Origin of the sequence: Methylobacterium aquaticum, assembly GCF_016804325.1 — a bacterium.
In the GTDB taxonomy this organism is placed as follows: domain Bacteria; phylum Pseudomonadota; class Alphaproteobacteria; order Rhizobiales; family Beijerinckiaceae; genus Methylobacterium; species Methylobacterium aquaticum_C.
In genome coordinates this window covers 498,436-513,185 of record NZ_CP043627.1, presented here as the reverse complement: position 1 = coordinate 513,185, position 14,750 = coordinate 498,436, and the positions used below count along the sequence as shown (strand labels likewise).

Annotated in this window: 12 protein-coding genes; 3 read left to right on the top strand and 9 right to left on the bottom strand. The window is 71.3% G+C overall.

What is annotated here, in order from left to right; translation table 11 throughout:
- Nucleotides 1-9: 9 nt before the first annotated feature.
- The 3 genes from F1D61_RS02325 to F1D61_RS02315 form a co-directional block, all read right to left on the bottom strand.
- On the bottom strand, nt 10-1,161 hold the full coding sequence (locus tag F1D61_RS02325) for an AI-2E family transporter (protein WP_203156352.1): 1,152 nt from the start codon (nt 1,159-1,161) through the stop codon (nt 10-12).
- A 195-nt stretch (nt 1,162-1,356) separates the two neighbouring features.
- On the bottom strand, nt 1,357-1,632 hold the full coding sequence (locus tag F1D61_RS02320) for a hypothetical protein (RefSeq protein WP_203156351.1): 276 nt from the start codon (nt 1,630-1,632) through the stop codon (nt 1,357-1,359).
- A gap of 207 nt (nt 1,633-1,839) precedes the next feature.
- Nucleotides 1,840-2,295 carry a molybdenum cofactor biosynthesis protein MoaE gene (locus F1D61_RS02315; protein ID WP_203156350.1) on the bottom strand — a complete coding sequence of 152 codons (456 nt, stop codon included), beginning with the start codon at nt 2,293-2,295 and terminating at the stop codon, nt 1,840-1,842.
- 131 nt (nt 2,296-2,426) lie between these two features.
- Between F1D61_RS02315 and F1D61_RS02310 the strand changes: the two genes are divergently transcribed.
- Complete coding sequence (locus F1D61_RS02310; RefSeq protein WP_203156349.1) at nt 2,427-3,461, top strand: gamma carbonic anhydrase family protein; 1,035 nt, start codon at nt 2,427-2,429, stop codon at nt 3,459-3,461.
- A 31-nt stretch (nt 3,462-3,492) separates the two neighbouring features.
- Here the strand turns inward: F1D61_RS02310 and F1D61_RS02305 are convergent, their stop codons facing one another.
- The 4 genes from F1D61_RS02305 to F1D61_RS02290 form a co-directional block, all read right to left on the bottom strand.
- A complete protein-coding gene (locus tag F1D61_RS02305) occupies nt 3,493-5,010 on the bottom strand; it encodes a sensor domain-containing diguanylate cyclase (protein WP_203156348.1) in 1,518 nt (505 codons plus the stop codon).
- Nucleotides 5,011-5,415: 405 nt separating this feature from the next.
- On the bottom strand, nt 5,416-7,095 hold the full coding sequence (locus F1D61_RS02300; protein ID WP_203156347.1) for a methyl-accepting chemotaxis protein: 1,680 nt from the start codon (nt 7,093-7,095) through the stop codon (nt 5,416-5,418).
- Nucleotides 7,096-7,841: 746 nt separating this feature from the next.
- Nucleotides 7,842-8,420, bottom strand: coding sequence for an FMN reductase (msuE, locus tag F1D61_RS02295; RefSeq protein WP_203156346.1), 579 nt, complete (start codon nt 8,418-8,420; stop codon nt 7,842-7,844).
- 139 nt (nt 8,421-8,559) lie between these two features.
- The gene (locus F1D61_RS02290) at nt 8,560-9,273 is read right to left on the bottom strand and encodes an HAD family hydrolase (protein ID WP_203156345.1); all 714 of its coding nucleotides are present in this window, start codon (nt 9,271-9,273) and stop codon (nt 8,560-8,562) included.
- Between the two features lie 179 nt (nt 9,274-9,452).
- Here F1D61_RS02290 and F1D61_RS02285 point away from each other — a divergent pair, with 179 nt between their 5' ends.
- Nucleotides 9,453-9,773, top strand: a complete 321-nt coding sequence (locus tag F1D61_RS02285) for a PetM family of cytochrome b6f complex subunit 7 (protein ID WP_203156344.1) — start codon at nt 9,453-9,455, stop codon at nt 9,771-9,773.
- A gap of 60 nt (nt 9,774-9,833) precedes the next feature.
- A complete protein-coding gene (locus tag F1D61_RS02280) occupies nt 9,834-10,880 on the top strand; it encodes a YeiH family protein (RefSeq protein ID WP_203156343.1) in 1,047 nt (348 codons plus the stop codon).
- Between the two features lie 6 nt (nt 10,881-10,886).
- Here the strand turns inward: F1D61_RS02280 and F1D61_RS02275 are convergent, their stop codons facing one another.
- Both F1D61_RS02275 and F1D61_RS02270 read right to left on the bottom strand, forming a co-directional pair.
- Nucleotides 10,887-12,260, bottom strand: a complete 1,374-nt coding sequence (locus F1D61_RS02275) for a TadE/TadG family type IV pilus assembly protein (protein WP_203156342.1) — start codon at nt 12,258-12,260, stop codon at nt 10,887-10,889.
- A 640-nt stretch (nt 12,261-12,900) separates the two neighbouring features.
- The gene (locus F1D61_RS02270; RefSeq protein WP_246775679.1) at nt 12,901-14,715 is read right to left on the bottom strand and encodes a L,D-transpeptidase family protein; all 1,815 of its coding nucleotides are present in this window, start codon (nt 14,713-14,715) and stop codon (nt 12,901-12,903) included.
- Nucleotides 14,716-14,750 lie beyond the last annotated feature (35 nt).

The following is a 14,750-nucleotide window of genomic DNA, read 5'->3' as shown; positions in this document are numbered from 1 at the left end:
AGGGCGCCCTCAGCCCGCATCCTCCCCCAGCGTATCCTCGATGTAGAGCCGGTCGAGCAGCACCTTGGCGACCGCCATCAGGGGCAGCGCCAGGGCGACGCCCCAGAGGCCGAACAGCACGCCGAGCAGGATCTGGCCGGCGAACAGGGTGGCGGGCGGGATGTCGAGGGCCCGCTTCTGCACGAAGGGCGTCAGCACGTAGCTCTCCAGCGTCTGCACCAGCAGGTAGACGCACATCCCGGCGATCACCCCCTGCAGCCCCGAGGCGAGGGAGGCCAGCACGATGATGATGCCGGCGACGAGCGCCCCGATGGTCGGGATGAAGCAGAGGAGGCCGGCCTGGAGCCCCAGCACCAGGGCCCCGTCGATGCCGACCAGCGTCAGCCCGAGCCAGACGCAGACGAAGATCGCCGCCATCACGACGAGCTGGCCGAACAGCCAGTGGCGCAAGGTGATGCCGATGTCGTCGGCGACCGAGGCCGCGTGCGTCCGGTGGCGCGAGGGCACGAAGCGCAGCAGCCCGTCGCGGTAGGTCCGGGGATCGGCCGCCACGAACAGGCCGAGCACCACCACGATGAACACGTTGCCGATGGCGCCGAACACCGCGAGCGCCACCGTCGAGGCCTGGCCGAGCACGCTGCCGGCGCCCGACAGCAGCGTACCCGGGCTCGGCAGCCCGCCGGCCGTGGGCAAGGTCCGCCGCCCGTCCTGCATGTCGCCGGGTCCTTGCGAGGCCGCGTCCTTCAGCTTGCCGAAATCGAGGAAGCGGGTGTCGATCCCGCGGGCGTCGAGCCAGGATTTCACCGTGCCGGATTGCTGCTGCAGCGTCTGGCCGAGGCGCTGCGCCTGCCCCGCGACCGTCGCGCCGCCGAGCCCGACCATGCCGAGCACCAGGCTGGCGAGCAGCACGCTCACGATCGCCAGCCGCGACCCGTGCCCGAGGGGGACGACGCGGCCGAGGTAATGCGTGAGCCCGTCGAGGAAGACCGCGCAGAGGATGCCGGCGAAGATCAGGAGCAGCGTGTCGGCCGAGTGCCAGGCCAGCAGCAGGACGGCGGTGAACGACACCACCCCGATGCCGGCGAGCACGAGGGAGCGGGCGCTCGCCCCGCCGGTCAGGGGAGCTCCCTTGGCGATGTCCTGGGATGGAAGAACGGGCATGTCCGACGATCTCTCCGCCGACGGCGCTCGCAGGGCCGCCGAGCAGGACAGATAGCCGCCCGCGGCGGTTCGGCGACGGGCCGTCGCCCGCGGCCGGGAGGCTCCAGGATCGCGGGGCGATCGCGAGGCTCCCCAGGTCCTTGATCGGGCAGCGTTTTCGTCGACGAGCCGGCCTCCGCTCCGTCGGACGATGCCCTAGCCCCCCTCGCGCCGGCGCCGCACGTTGGCGAGCACGGCGGGATGCGTGCTGGTCTTCCAGCCCGTCGTCCCCTCCGGGGCCTGGGGGGCGAGGATCGGCTTGGGGAGGGCCAGCACCGGCTCGGGGCGCCGGGGCGCCCATTCCTGGACCTCGACGATCTCGATGACCGGTTCGGGCCGCGGGCGGATCTTGCGGCGCGCCGGCTGCGCCGGGCGGCGGCCGAAGACGCGCAGCAGCACCCAGCCGATCAGGCCGGCCCAGGCGAGGAGCACCCCCCGGGCGTCGGCCGCTCGGAGAGGAGGAGGGTGACGAGCCCGATGAGCGCGCAGGCCATCGCGAGGCTGCGCGCGCTCAGCGGGTCGAACGGCAAAGGGTCGGGGTGTCTGTGGTCGCGGAGCATGACCGCGATCGTGCCGCAGGCCCGTCAGCGATTCCTCTGTCCGATCGCTCGAATTCTCCGTAATCCCCGTTTCACACCCTCACCACCGCGCCGCCGCCGCCGCATCGTGCTCGGTCGCCTCGACCCAGCCGCCGATCGTGCCGTCGGCGTGGTGTTCGCGCTTCCAGAACGGCGCGCGGGTCTTGAGGTAGTCCATCAGGAAGCTCGCGGCCTCGAAGGCGGCCGTCCGATGGGCGGAGGCCGCCAGCACCAGGACGATGCCCTCGCCCGGACGGACGAGGCCGTGGCGGTGGATCGCCAGCACCCCCTGCAGCGGCCAGCGCTCCGCGGCCTGCGCGAGCACGCGGCCGATCTCGGCCTCGGCCATGCCGGGGTAATGCTCGAGCTCCAGGGCGGCGAGCCGGCCGCCCTCGTCGCGGCACAGGCCGGTGAAGCTCACGATGGCGCCCGCCCGCCCGCCGAGCTCCGCCGTGAGGGCGGCGATCTCCGCCGCGACGTCGAAGGGCTCGGACTGGATCGAGAGGCGAGGGGTCATGGCGGGTCCGGACGAAGGAAAGAGTGGGGTTCTAGCATGAAGGATCGGCGCCGGGATCCGGGGCTGGCGGCGGCGGCGGAACGGCGGCAATGTCGCGGGCTCGAGCGACCGGCCCGATGGAGGAACGCCCCATGACCCCCGACCTCCTCCTCCCCTTCGACGACACCGAGCCGACCTTCGCGGCCCGGCCGGTCTGGTGCGGCCGCGGCAGCGCGGTGATCGGGCGGGCGAGCCTCGGCGCGCAGGCCTGGCTCGGCGACGACTCGGTGATCCGCGCCGACGGGCACGACGTGGTGGTGGGCGACCGGTTCTGGCTCGGCGCCCGCTCGACCCTGCACATCGCCGCCGAGATGTACCCGTGCATCGTCGGCGACCGGGTCACGGTCGGGCGCGACGCGGTGGTGCATGCCTGCACGGTCGGCGACGATTGCGTGATCGAGGACGAGTGCGTCGTCCTCGACGGCTCCCTGATCGAGGACGGGGTTCTGCTGGAGGCCGGCAGCACGGTGTTTCCCCGCACGACCCTGCCGTCGGGCTTCGTCTGCGCCGGCAGCCCGGCACGGCCCCTGCGCCGCCTCGAACCGGGCGAGCTGGCCGAGCGCGCCGAGCGCCTGCGCGAGGCGGCGGCGAGCGAGCCGGCCGTCGGGTCCGGCGACGATTTCGCGCCCGATCCCGCGGTCTTCGTCGCCCGCACCGCCCGGCTGCACGGCCGGGTCGCCCTGGCACCGGGGGCGAGCGTGTTCTTCTCCTGCATCCTCGATGCCGCGGTCGGGCCGATCGTGATCGGGGCGAACGTGAACGTGCAGGACAATTGCGCGATCCACGCGAGGGCCGACGGCCTGGTGATCGAGCGCGACACCACGCTCGGCCACAACGTGACCGCGGGCGATGGCCGCATCGGCCCGAACTGCCTCATCGGCATGGGCGCACGGCTGAGCCCCGGCACGGTGGTGGAGGCCGACGTGCTGCTCGCCGCCGGCAGCGCCACCGATCCCGGGCAGGTGCTCGAATCGGGCTGGCTGTGGGGCGGGCGGCCGGCCCGGGCCCTGTCGCGCCTCGATGCGGAGCGGCGGGCGATGATGGCGCGGGTCGTGGCGGGCTACGCGGCTTACGGCCGGGCCTATCGGAGGTTGCAGGCAGGAGGGGAGACGGGAGCGGGCCGCTGAGGAGAGAGATGGGGGCGTGGGCCGCGGGATCCTACGCCGCCAGGCTGCCCCTCGCCGTCATGACCGCGTAGCAGGTCCGGTTGCGCCCGGCCGCCTTGGCCTCGTACAGGGCGGCGTCGGCCATGCAGAACAGGTCGGGGAGCGTGCCGATCTCGCGCGGCAGGCCGAAGGCCAGGCCGACGCTCACCGTGATCCGGCCGACGCTCTCGCCGTCCGCCTCGACGACCAGTCCGGCGACCGCCTCGTGGACGCGCTCCGCGACGTGGGCCGCGCCCTCGGCGTCGGTGCCGGGCAGCAGGACCGCGAATTCCTCGCCGCCGATGCGGGCGACCAGATCGCCCGGCCGGCGCGCGACCGACGACAAGGCCCGCGCGAGCATCTGCAGCACCCGGTCGCCCACGGCGTGACCGTACAGGTCGTTGTAGCGCTTGAAGTGATCGGCATCGATCACCAGCAGGGTGACGGGATCGCCCCGGCGGCAGGCCTCGGTGAAGACCCGTCCGAACGCATCCTCGAAGGCGCGGCGGTTGGGCAGGCCGGTGAGCGCGTCGGTGCGCGAGAGCCGGGCCAGCTCCGCCTCGACGGCGGCGCGCCGGCGCAGCTCCCGCCCGGCCAGCAGCGCCAGCCCGATCGCCACCCCGCACAGGGCGAGCACGAGGAGGCCGATCACCAGGGCCTTCCGGCGCCACTCGGCCTCGATCTCGTCCGTCGAGAGCGCCACCGTCAGGTAGAGCGGCGTGTCGCCGACCTTGGTGAAGGTATAGAGGCGCTCGATCGCGTCGCTCGGGGTGACGCCGATGAAGCTGCCGCGCTCCTCGCGCAGGAAGCGCTGGACGTTGGGCGAGTCGGCGAAGTTCGGGGCGAGGACCGGGTTGGGGACGGGATGGCGCACGATGCGGGTGCCGTCCTGGTGGAACAGGTTGATCGTGCCGTCGCGCCCGAGCTTGATGTGCTGGAACAGGCGGTCGAAATAGGACAGGGACAGGCTGCCGAGGACCACGCCGCCGAACGACCCGTCGGGCTTGTCGATCCGCCGGCTGAGCACGACGATCGGCTTTGCCGTCAGAGTCGAGATCAGCGGCTGGCTGACGTGCAGCCCGAGCGCGGGATCGGCCTTGTGCGCCTGGAAATAGGTGCGCCCGGCATTGTTGAGGCGCCGCGCCGGCCAGTTGGCCGCGTCGTAGGCCGCATCGCCGTTCTCGTCCAGGACCAGCATGACGCCGAGATCCTTGGCGTTGACGGCGCGGTCGAACAGGATGCGCTGGCGATGCTCGGGAGCGATCTGCTCGAGATCGGGCAGCGCGAGGCTCTCGATCACGCTCCTGAGCGCCAGGTCGATGATCTCGACGTTGCGATCGACGTCGCGCTCGATGACCTGGAGCAGGTTCTGCGAGGTCCGCTCGGCCTTGTCCCAGGCGTCGCGGCGCAGATCGAGCAGCATGGCCGCGCAGACCGCGACCATGCCGAGGGGAGCCAGGATCCCGAGCCCGATCCACGCCCGGGTCGAGCGCAGCCGGTCATGCCAGCGGGTGAGGAGGGGCGGGCTCATGGCGTCACTGGCAAACGAGGGACGAGTCCCGCGGCGCGCATGGGCGAGGCGGCCACGCGGACGAGGGTCGAGGCGGGTCGCGACGATATCCCGGATCGCGACGCGGCCGTGCCCGCCGCGATCGAGGTTCTTGATGTTGCCCCAACGTCATTTTGTCGCTTCGTCCGTGAAGAACCGGTATCCGCGTCGTCGAAAAAGACTCCAGAGCATTGTCCTGCGCAATGAATGCCGGTTCGTCGCGGACAATGCGGCAGGATCACAGATCGAGAGAGCGTCGCGATTGCAGCGCGATCGCGACGTGCTCCAAGCAGATTTCGCCGAAGTGGTGGCCGGTTCGGCGCGAAAAATCTGCGACACAACAAAAACCCAAGCGGGCGAAGCGTTGGCCTGCCAACGCAAGTCTGCTCAGGCCGCACGCACGGTCGCGAGAAACCGGCCGACCTCGGAGGTCAGGTGCTCGGAGTGGCGCGACAGCTCCGAGGACGCCGCCAGAACCTGGGCGGCGGCCGCCCCGGTCTCCTCGGCCGCGCCCGCGACGCCCGTGATGTTGCCGGTCACCTCGCTTGCGCCGATCGCCGCCTGGCTCACGTTGCGGGCGATCTCCTGCGTTGCCGCGCCCTGCTGCTCCACCGCCGCGGCGATCGAGGCCGCGACCGCGTCGATCTCGCGGATGCGCGCCGTGATGCCCTGGATCGAGCCGACCGCATGCCCGGTCGAGGCCTGGATCCGCTCGATCTGGCTGGAGATCTCGCTCGTCGCCGTGGCGGTCTGGCCGGCCAGCGCCTTCACCTCGGCCGCCACGACGGCGAATCCCTTTCCGGCCGCTCCCGCCCGCGCCGCCTCGATCGTGGCGTTCAGGGCCAGAAGGTTGGTCTGATCGGCGATGGACGAGATCAGGCCGGCCACGTCGCCGATCCGCGCGACCGCGGCGTTGAGTTCCTGAACCAGGGCGCCGGCCTGGTCGGCCTCCATGACCGCCCGCCGGGCCAGGTCGGCCGAGCCGCCGACCTGCCGGCCGATCTCCTGGACCGAGGCGCCGAGTTCTTCGGCGGCGACCGCCACGGTGCCGACGTTCGAGGCGGCCTGTTCGGCCGCCGCCGCCACGGCCGTCGATTGCACGGCGGTCTCCGTGGCGGTGCCGCTCATCGAGGCGGCGGTGGCCTGCAGCTCGGTCGCGGCGGCGGCGACCATGCCGATGACATCGCCGACCGCAGCCTCGAAGCCGGCGGCCATCTCGCGGATCGCGCGCTTGCGCTGCTCCTCGGCCGAGGCGCGGGCGCGCGCCGCGTCGTCCTCGAGCTGGCGGGTGCGGGCGAGGTTGGTCCTGAACACCTCGACGGCGGCGGCCATCTCGCCGATCTCGCTGCGCTCGCCGGCGCCGGGCACCGATGCGCCGAGGTCGCCCATCGCGATCCGATGCATCACGCCGGCCATGTGCCGGACGGGACGGGATACGGTGGCGATCACCATCCAGGAAATCGCCAGGGTGACGGCAACGACGACCGCGAGCACGACGACGATGGCGGTGCGGGCGTCGTCACCCAGCGCGTTGGCCGTCGCGGCGGCCTTGCGGCCGAAGGCGTCGTTGAACTGAACGTCGGCCCTGATGGCGGCGCGGGCGGCGTTGAGGGCCGGCAGCATGCCGTCGAGGAGGTACTCCGAGCCGCCCTTCTCGTCGCCTGCCTCCAGGCGGCGCAGGTATTCCTCGCCCATCCTGGAATAGGCCGGAACGGTCTTCTGGATCGCCTGCCAGAGCGCCTCCTCGCCGGGGCTGACGAGGGGCGCGTAGTCCTTCAGGTCGATCTCGATGCTCGCCATGGTCTCGCGCAGGCGGCCCAGCGATTGCGGTCGGCGCTGCGGGCTGGAGAGCAGGTAGGCGAGCTGACGGCTGCGCAGGGCCTCGAAGTTGGCGGCGAGCCGGCCGACGATCCTGGACGACGGAAGCGCAGTGTCGCCGAGGTCGCCGACCGCGACGCGCAGCTCGCTCAGGCGGTAGTGGCAAAAGCCGCCGAGGCCGAGCGTCAGGGAGAGCAGGACGAGCAGCGATGCGACGAGCCGGACGCGGACCGAGACGTTGAGGTGCATGTTTCCTGCCCTTGGACTTATGGACGAACCCTTGCTGAGTGAACCTTAAACGAAAGTTTATTTTCCGACTAAATCCGTCAAATGGGCGATTTATATGCCTATCAAACGGGCAAAGGCAGGATGCCGGAGCATGTGTTCCAGGATCGTGGAGACCAGTGTTGATTAAAATGGAAGCGCTACCATCCTAGCTTTCGATATTTTTTAGTTCTGAAAAATCTCCTAAACGCGTAGAATCGATATCCGACCCTGGATCTCGCAAGAAGAGCGCGGATATCTGTGGTGTACTGCGCCGCAGCACCGCATTGTCTGAATGGGTGTCCGGGGACTGTGATTGGTATGTTTATGCAATGAATATTTCTGGAAGTATCGTGTCGGAGAAATCGAGGATGCAAGAAATTTGGCGACGCTGGCGAATGGGCCGGATCGCCTGTCGGATCAAGTCGCGGCAAAATATCCCGGCGGGGCGATCGAACGTCTCGGGATCGCACGCGACGATCCGGGATTGGCCGGCATGGATCCGGGATCTCGGCCGGACATCGCTCACGCGCGTCGATGTGAGGGAATGGCCGAGACCGGCGTGAATCCGGCGCCGACGGGACGGTTGCCGATGGCGTCGACGGCCGGACCCGCGTCGGGCGGCGCGGCGAAGAGGCCTGCGCCGGTTGCGACGCGCGGCGTCAGGCCGCTGTCGTGGGCGGTGGTGCAACGAAGATCGGACAGGGCTCCCGGTCGATCGCGCGGTGATCCTACAACCCCGCCACCGCCCGGCCGCCCCCGGCGCGCCTGGCCGCCTCCGCCACGTCGAGGAGATGGGCGAGTTCGCCCGCCGCCGCCGCGACCCGCTCGGCCACCCGCGGATCGCTGACCGCTCCGTCCGCGATCTCCGCCTCGCCGGCATAGACCGCGGTCGGCGCCACATGGGCGGTGAAGAAACCGAAGAGCGGGCGCAACTGGTGCTCGACCATCAGGGCGTGGCGCGGGCCGCCGCCGGTCGCGGTGATCGCCACCGGCTTGCCGGCGAGCGACGCGGGGTCGAGGAAATCGATCACGTGCTTGAACAGGCCCGAATAGGAGCCGTTATGCACCGGCGAGCCGACGATCAGCCCGTCGGCGCCCTCCATCGCCTCGATCATGTGGCCGATCGGTAGGGGCAGGGCCTGCCGGGATGTGACGCCGAGCCCGGTGCCGATCTCGGCGAGGTCGTAGACCTTCAGGTCGATCGGACGGCGGCGGGCGAGCTCGGCGGCGACGGCCTCCACCAGCACGCGGGTCCGGGACGGGCGGCGGACGTTGCCCGAGAAGGCGACGATGCGGGCTGGTCTCACGGCGGGCTCCGGTTGGCTCGGTCAGGGCGACGGGAATCTGGAACGGTCTTCAGGGCGGATCTCGGCCGGTCGCGTCCGCCCCGCAAGGGCCGGGCGCGCGGCAAGTCGATGCGAAACCGGTGCCAGGGCTCCCCGTCCCTCAACGGGACGCGGCGTCCCCGGTCTCCACCGGATCCCAGTTTTCCAGAAGATGGGGCAGGGTGGCGAATTCGTCGAAGACCCGGAGCGCCCCTGCGGCCAAAAGGTCCGCTCCGGCCCGGTCGTGGGCCCAGTGGCCGCCGCCGCAGAAGCCCAGCACCGGCATGCCGGCGGCCCGCGCCGCGGTGACGCCCGGCACGCTGTCCTCGATCACCACGCAACGCCCGGGCGCCACCCCCATCTGCTCGGCGGCGTAGAGAAAGAGGTCCGGGAACGGCTTGCCCCGCGCCACCATGGTGGCGCTGAACACGTGGCCGTCGAAGTGGTCCAGGAGCCCGGTGAGCGAGAGCGCGTGGCGCAGGCGCTGCGGGTCGCTGCTCGACGCGACGCAGCGCCGGTCGGGCATCGTCGCCAGCACCGCGCTCACGCCGGCGATGGCCTGCAGCTCGGCATCGAAGGCCCGCAGGGTGTCGGCCCGCACCGCGTCGACGAAGCCCTCGGGCGTCGGCACGCCGTAATCGGCGGCGACATGCGCCATGATCGAGGTCATGCTGGTGCCGGTGAAGCGGCGGGCCACCGTGGCGAGGTCGATCGGCACGCCGATGCGCCGAAGGTTCTCCGTCAGGCGCGCGAGGCTGATCGGCTCGCTGTCCACCAGCACGCCGTCGCAATCGAAGATCACCAGTTCCGGCCGTGCGCCCGTCCTGCCGTTCATGCCGATCTCCTCGGACCGCTGACCTTGTCGGTCGTGAGCGCCGTGGCACGCGGGGGCGGCCGGGATCAACCCACCCCGGAACACCCTGCCACGATGCCGCGCTCAAGCTTGCGCGGGCCGGGGGCTCTCTCTACTCAAGGTCGCGTGCGTCCCGCCCGGGGCGCGGTCCGGAGCCCTGGATGATCCGCTTCCTGTGCCGCAGCCTCGGCCTTCTGCTTCTCGCCGCCGGCTTCGTCGGGATCGTCTATGACGGCGCCCGCTCGATCGCCAACAACGCGGTGCTCGTCACCTCGGTCAGCGACGTCGCGGTGGCGTTGATGAAGGACCGGGCCGCGAACCTCCAGGCGATGGCCGAGGGCGGGCAGCCGACCCTGTGGAAGCTCCTCGGCCTGCCCTTCACCCTCTCGCCGGCGGCCCCGATCGCCGTCCTCCTCGGCCTGGTCCTGCTCTGGCTCGGCCAGAGGCCGCGGACCGGCATCGGCACGAGCTTCCGTCCGTGAGACCTCCCGCGACGCGCGGCGGGAGCCCGCGCCCTCCCTCCTTCACGAGCATGCCCGGCGATGCGGCCTGACACGTTGGGGCGGACCGCCGTCGCGGTCCTGCCCGGCCTCACCCTCTGCGTCGTCGTCACGGCGGCGGCGAGCCTGGTCCAGGCGGCGGAGGAGCACCTCGTCCACCACCCCTATGTCGAGGCGCTGGTGATCGCGATCCTCGCCGGCATCGCGATCCGCTCGGTCTGGGAGCCGGGGCCGCGCTGGCGCATCGGCATCGCCTTCAGCGCCAAGCAGCTCCTGGAGGTCGCCGTGATGCTGCTCGGCGCCTCGATCAGTCTCAAGGCCCTCGTCGCCTCGGGGCCGGCCCTGCTCACCGGCATCGTCGCCACCGTGGTGATCGCGCTCGCCGCCAGCTACGGCATCGGCCGCCTGCTCGGGCTGCCGGCCCGGATGTCGATCCTGATCGCCTGCGGCAACGCGATCTGCGGCAACTCGGCCATCGCCGCGGTGGCCCCGGTGATCGGGGCGAAGGGCGACGACGTCGCCTCCTCGATCGCCTTCACGGCGATCCTGGGCGTGCTGGTGGTGCTCGGCCTGCCGCTCCTGATTCCGCTGCTCGGCACCAACCCGACCGAGTACGGCGTGCTCGCCGGCCTCACGGTCTATGCGGTGCCGCAGGTGCTCGCCGCCACCGTGCCGGTGAGCCTCGTCAGCACCCAGGTCGGCACGCTGGTCAAGCTCGTGCGGGTGCTGATGCTCGGGCCCGTGGTGCTCGGCCTGTCGCTGCTCGCCCCGCGCCTGCGCGACGAGCCCGGTGCGGCGGCCGGGGCGCGAAAGAGGCTCGGCTTCTTCAAGCTGGTGCCGTGGTTCATCCTCGGCTTCCTGGTGCTGGCCACCGCCCGCTCGCTCGGCCTCGTTCCCGACGCGGCGCTCGCGCCGCTCACGCGCGTCGCCGGCATCCTCACGGTGATCGCCATGGCGGCTCTGGGGCTGGGCGTCGACGTGCGGGTGGTGGCCCGGGTCGGCGGCCGGGTGACGCTCGCGGTCACCGCCTCCCTGGCGGTGCTCCTCCTCGTCAGCATCGCCCTGGTGCGGGGACTGGGCATCTCCTGACGGCGTTCAGTTCCGGAGCGCCGCCTGGCCCGATCTCGGTCCGACACCGTCCGGGACCGGCACCGAGGTCGCGCCGTAATTGGCGTTGAGAGTCAGGTTCGGCCCCTCGTAGAGGTTGACCTGCCGCGCCACGATCACCGTATAGGCCGATTGGTCGGCGACCGGGCGGCTGCTGTCGATGACGAGCCGGCCCGCCGGCAGGTAGATCGTCCCCAGCATCGTGCGGGCATTGTCGCTGATGATGCGGTATTCCCGCATCGCCTTGGCGCCGCCCGGCGGGGGAGGCGGCGGCGGCGTGATGGCGGTGTCGATCGGGACGGGGACGGGACTGGCGACGGTCCGGCTCTCGGCCATCAGCAGGCCGGCCATCAGGCCGCTCGTCGGCGCGGTGAGGCTGACCGTGGTGTCCTTGTCGAACAGCATCCCGCCCCTGTCGCCGGTGAAGAAGAACCCGACCCCCTCGCCCGACACGCTCGCCTTCTTGTCGACGATCAGCGGGCCGTCCTTCATCACGTAGGTCCCGGCGCGGAGCCGGACATTCGCGGTCTCGGTGATGCGCAGGCCGCCGCAATAGGTGCCGGGATCGAGGGTGACGATCCCCGTCACCACGTTGGGAGGGCCTGGGGGCGCCTTCGCGAGCGGGTTGACCCACGGCCCCAGGATCACGCAGTTCACGTCCGGCGCCGGCAGCGGGCGGTCCTTCAGCGGATCGCCGATCGGCGCGCAATCGGTGATCGGCGCCGGGGTGAACAGGGCCTTCGCCCCGTCGAAGCCGCCCGCCGAGCAGATCGAGAGCGCCCGGGCCGTCGCGCTGTCCCTGCCCTGGATGCCGCTCGGACTGGTGGAGTTCGAGTAGAGCGAACAGCCCTCGGCGGTGATCTGCGCCTTCTTCTCGAGGTCGAAGGCGCCCTTGGCCGAGGGGTCGAGGGCGAGCAGGCACAGCCGGACCGAGCCGACGAGCTGCGCCGTCGCCCGGACGATCAGGGTGGTGGAGGGCAGGCTGAGCAGCTTGCCCATGAGCGAGGGCACCGTCTCCTCGATCACCGTCGATACCGAGCTGCGCCGGTCGCCGACCGTGACCACGATGCCGCTGCTGCGGTCGGCCGGGCTCCGCGCCTGCGCCTCGATCGTCTGCCGGGCGATGCTCGCCACCGAGGCCTCGTCCGCATTGGCGAGCTTGAGCATGTTGGCGCCGGCCAGCACCCCGGCATCGGCGGCGCTCTGCAACTGGCTCTTGCGGTAGAGCAGGCGGCTGTACTCGACGGCTGCGCTCACCGATCCGAGCAGGACCGGCAGGGCGACCGCGAAGGCGACGAGGAAGGTCCCGCTGCTGTCGCGCGCGAAATGGCGAGGCGGGTGGGCGCCGGGAAACGACGTCATCGTCGGGGTGTCGCGCGTCGCGGGACGGGGTGGTGCTGCATGGCTGCTCGACGCCTGGTCGCGGAACGCTGTCGGGCAGGGAGCGCGCACCGGGCGTGCCTCGTGCACCGTCTCGGGCACGAGGTGTCACAGGAATGTCTGAATGATATATACTCAGCTTGTGTATATTGGCGAGGCCACGCAGGGAATCCGCCTCGCGCGCGAGAGCCGGATTCTTTCCCGCCCGCCGTCGGTCCCCGGACATGACGGCTCGACCCAGCCGTGGTCTCGGCCGGCAGGGGCGGCGACGGCTCATCCGCCCGTCGCGGCCCGTCCACGCGGTCGGGCGGCACGGTAACGCGTCAGGTGGAGACCCTGTTCGAGTTGGCCGACGGCTCGACACCGTCGATGTCATACCAATGGCCCAAGATGCTGACGCATCGGGCCATTGAGCCATCTCGAATTGTCTATGCCAAGCCAGAGGCTTGACGAAAATTCGAGAACGGAACCAAAGGTCGTTTCCAATGACCGTTGGTATCATTCCCCGGGCCTCGCGGCGCAACCAGGGATCCGTAACCGCTGACGATGCAGGACGAAGCGGTTGCGTTCCGCCTTGGTCTGGACGGGCAGGGGCTCCGGCTCCGAGCACTGCCGTACCGGGTCAGGTCGGCGAGTCGGCTTTCCGGCTCTCGGCAGCCGGCGCCGGCTTTTCGGCCGGCCGGGCCTTGGCGGCGGGTTTCGGCGCCGGCTGCTCCGTCGCCGGGACCTTCCCGGCCGGCGGAGCCTTGGCGGCCGCGGGCTTGGTTCCGGCGGGCTTCGCGGCCGCGGGCTTGGTCACGGCGGGTTGGGCGGCCGCGGCCCCGGGTTGCCCCGCGGTGCCTGCCGCAGGCTTTGAGGTCCCCGGCTTGGCGGTCCCCGGCTTGGGCAGGGCCCCGGTCACCGCGACATCGGCCGGCTTGCCCGTGTCCTTGCCGGTATCGAGGCCGTAGACGTCGTCGCGAAAATGCACCCGGCCGTCCGGGGTGGCGTAGCCGGTGAGATAGACGAAGGTCACCGGAATGGGCTTCGCCAGCTTGATGTCGCGGCGCTCGCCGGTGGCGATGCCGGTCTCGATCTCCATCGGCCCCCAGGCCGAGCCGGCGCCGTTCGGGCCCGGCGTGCCGTCGAGCAGCCAGCCGACCAGCGCCTTCACGTCGGCGACGCGCACGCAGCCCGAGGAGTGGAAGCGCACGTCGCGGGAGAACAGCCCCTTCGACGGCGTGTCGTGCATGTAGACCGCGTGGCGGTTCGGCATGTCGATCCGCACCTGGCCGAGCGAGTTGTCGAAGCCCGGATCCTGGCGCAGGGTGTAGTTCACCGCCCGCTCGGTCGACCAGTCGACGGCGGTCGGCTGCACCTCCTGGCCCTGGGCGTCGAGCATGCGGATATGCATCTTGGCGAGGTAGCCCGGATCCTTGCGCATGTGCGGGATGATGTCCTTCTTGATGAGGGACACCGGCACGGTCCAGGTCGGGTTGAAGTTGATGTTCGTGATCTTCGTCTCGACCGACGGCGAGGCGCGCTCGGGCTTGCCCACCACCGCGACGTAGCGGCGCGCCACGCTGCCGTGATCCACCGCCTCGACCGCGGCCGAGGGGATGTTGACCACCACGTAGCGCTCGCCGAACGGGAAGCTCGATCCGATCAACCGGTTGGCGGAGGCCGAGAGCTGGCGCTGGCGCACGCCTGCGGGCACGTTGAGGGCGGCCACGGTCTGGCGGCCCAGCAGCCCGGTCTCGGGCAGGTTGTGCCGGGACTGGTAGCGCTTGAGCGCCGCGACGAGGCCGGGATCGAGCTGGTCGGTCTCCGGGCCGCCGGGGGCCAGATCCTCGGTCAGGACGAGATGGCGCCGCAGCAGCGGGATCGCCGGGTTGCGCTCGCCGGGCTTCACCGAGAGGTCGGCCGGCAGGGACGGCCAGCCCCCGGCCTCGACCAGCGCCTGGTAGCGCTCGGCCGCCCGCAGGGTGTCGAGGAAGGTCGCCGGGGTCAGGGTCGGGGTCGTGTCCTGCGACATCCGCGCCACCACCAGCGGCGGCAACTCGCGCGAGACCTTTTTCGGGCTCGGCTTCCCGTCGGCCGGTTTGGGTTCGGCCACCTTGGGCTCGGCGGGTCTGGGCTCGGCCGGCTTTGGTTCGGCCGGCTTGGCATCGCCCGTCTTCGGGGCGGCGCCGGGCTTGATCGGGCCGACCGGCAGCGGCGTCGCGCCGCCCGGCAGGGGATCGGGCGTATTCGTCACCTCGCGCCGGGCGGGCTCGACCTGGGCCGGCGGAACGGGCGGATTCTGAGGTTGGGCGGCCTGGGCCTGGGGAGACTGGCCCGGCACCGACCCGGGCGGCAGCGGGACCGGGGATTCGGCCGCGACGGCGAGCCCGGTGCCGACCATCCAGGCCAGGACCGCCGCCGAGGGCAGGTACGGAAACGCAACACGCAACACCATCACCGGCCTCGGGCAAGGACGCCCCCCAGGATGGT